General features: G+C 52.2%; 3 protein-coding genes. All 3 read left to right on the forward strand.

The annotated features are described in order from the left end of the window. Positions 1–234 (forward strand): gliding motility-associated C-terminal domain-containing protein (locus Q8M62_RS04885; protein ID WP_305668047.1); only part of this gene is annotated, 234 nt, incomplete at its 5' end. 105 nt (positions 235–339) lie between these two features. After that, a complete protein-coding gene (locus Q8M62_RS04890) occupies positions 340–1314 on the forward strand; it encodes a type IX secretion system membrane protein PorP/SprF (protein ID WP_092735153.1) in 975 nt (324 codons plus the stop codon). Between the two features lie 2 nt (positions 1315–1316). After that, positions 1317–2524: tetratricopeptide repeat protein (locus Q8M62_RS04895; protein WP_371134618.1), on the forward strand; the 1208-nt coding region annotated here is incomplete at its 3' end.

Consider the following 2524-nt stretch of genomic DNA (forward strand, 5'->3'; position numbering starts at 1 on the left):
AACGGAGATGGCAAGAATGACAGGTTTGAGATTCAGGGTCTGAGCAAGTATGCGAGCAACAGACTTGTAATCTTCAACAGGTACGGAGACCACGTCCTTGAGCGTGACAACTACGGCAACGACTGGGATGCTCCCGGTCAGGTAGCGGGTACGTATTACTATGTGTTGGTTGTGACTGATGCGCAGGGTACTACTTCGGAGTTCAAGGGATGGATTCAGGTAATCAAAGAATAATCATAAAGCGCTATGAAATCGAGCATGACCAAAATGTTAGACCCAGAGGTGATTAACAACCCTGCGAGATTCCATGTGGCCGTTGGACAAGCAAAACACAAGCACATGAAAACGACTTTTAAAATCATAGGAATGACCTTTCTGGTGGCGTTGCTCGCCACCGGAGGGACTTTTGGGCAGCAGCTCCCGCAGTTCAGTCAGTATATCTTCAACGGGTTGCACGTCAATCCGGGATATGCGGGCTACAAGGGAGAGCCCTACATCCAGTCTACGTACCGGAGTCAGTGGTTGGATTTTCCCGGAGCGCCCAAGACGTTCACGGTGACTGCGGATCTGAGTGCCAACGAGGGGACGATGGGCTTCGGGTTTTCGCTGTTGTCAGACCAGCAGGGACCGGCTAGTACGACCAGCGGTTTGGTGACATATGCGTATCGCATCCAGACGGGGAGCAAGAGTTTTCTGGGGATGGGAGCGAGTGTCGGGGTATCGGAATACGTGATGGACGGGGACCGTCTGGATCCGAATGATCCGAACGATCAGTTGATTCCCGGGGGCAGGGTGAACATGTTCACGCCGAACCTGAACACGGGTCTGTTTTTCAACACGGACAAGTTCTATGCGGGCTTCAGTGTGTACAACATGATCGGCAGGAAGGCGCTGGAGAAAGAAGACATGGCACTGGCTTACCATGACTTCCACTATTACCTGACAGCGGGGGCGATGCTGACCCTGTCGGACAATGTGGGCTTTAAGCCGAGTTTTTTGATCAAGCAGGTACAGGGAGCTCGGACCAACTACGACATCAACGGGATGTTTTTGTTTTTCGAGCGGCTGTGGGTTGGAGCATCTTACCGTTCGAATGTGAACGTGTGGGCCGATCAGCTGGATTCGAACCTGTCCAAGCGGAATGCGGTGGCGGGGATCATCGAGATTTTTGCCACGGACAGGCTGCGTTTGGGCTATGCGTATGATCAGAGTCTGAACGTGCTTCAGGATTACAGACACAACTCGCACGAGTTTTCGGTAGGCTTCTACATGATACCTCGAACTGCAACTATGAAAAACCAAAGATGGTTCTGATTATGAAAAAGACATTGACGATACTTGGAATTACGGCGGTCCTGTTTTTGGGAGCGGTTTACGGGTCAGAAGCACAGCAGTCGAAGGTTCGCTATGCGGACGATCAGATGGGTCTGATGAACTACCAGCATGCGCTGGACATGTATAAGGAGGCGTATGCAAAGAAGCCCAACTATGAGACGGCCCGAAAGACGGCTTTGGCTCAGGAGAAGGTACGTGATTACGGACAGAGTTATGCGTGGTGGAAGACTGCGGTGGGCTATGAAGAAGCCACGGAAGAGGCCTACACCGCCTTGCTTCGGATGGGGATTTTGACGGACAACTTTGAGGAGGCCAAGTCGATCATCGAAGCGAAGGGTTTGAGTGCCGACAGTCTGGGCGTGTCCCCGACGCGTATTCCGGTGAGTGCAAGGAAGCTGAAGGTGGAGCCGATGGAAGGGGTAAACTCTTCGGAGGCGGATTTTTCCTACGTGGAAGATGCGAACGGGATGAAGTATTTTGTATCCGACCGTGGGGGGAGTTTTCCGACCCGTATGCCGGGTATCCGGATAGACGGTCGAAACAAGCTGTTCAGTGAGGAGAAGAGTGATGCCTCTGACAGGAATTATTTTTCGGTGTACCAGCAGGACAGGGACGGGAAGGTGAGCAAGGTGGTATCGAATGTGCCCAATACGATGCATTTTTCGGATCCGAGCTATGCTGCAAGCCAAAACCTGCTGTTTTATTCGGTGACCCGTTCGATCGGCAAGGTGAAGAAGCGTCGGAACATTGTTGTACAGCCGGAGATCTACTACAGCAAGGTAGGTCCTGACGGAAACCTGGAAGGGTTTACGGCTTTCCCGTACAACGATTCGATCGGGTATGCAATGATGCATCCGTTTGTGGACGAGGGGGCAAAGCGCCTGTACTTCAGTTCGGATATGCCTGGAGGTATGGGCGGCTTCGACCTGTATTATTCGGAATATGATGAAAACATGGTGTTCGGCACCCCGGTGAATCTGGGTCCGGAGGTGAATACGGGAGGCAATGAGACGCATCCGTTCCGGAAGGACAACCGGTTTTATTTTTCATCCACAGGCCACAAAGGGCTGGGAGGGATGGACATTTTTGAGGCGAATTATACGCCCACAGCGATCAGCGGAGTCCGAAACATGGGCACGCCGGTAAACTCGCTGGGAGATGATTTTGCCTACAGAGAAGGAAAAGACAG

It is taken from the genome of Algoriphagus sp. (genome assembly GCF_030694375.1).
Lineage (GTDB): Bacteria > Bacteroidota > Bacteroidia > Cytophagales > Cyclobacteriaceae > Algoriphagus.

Bases quoted from the DNA above. Each gene is read 5' to 3' on its own strand.
- Q8M62_RS04890 (WP_092735153.1), top strand. From the start codon at position 340: ATGAAAACGACTTTTAAAATCATAGGAATGACCTTTCTGGTGGCGTTG.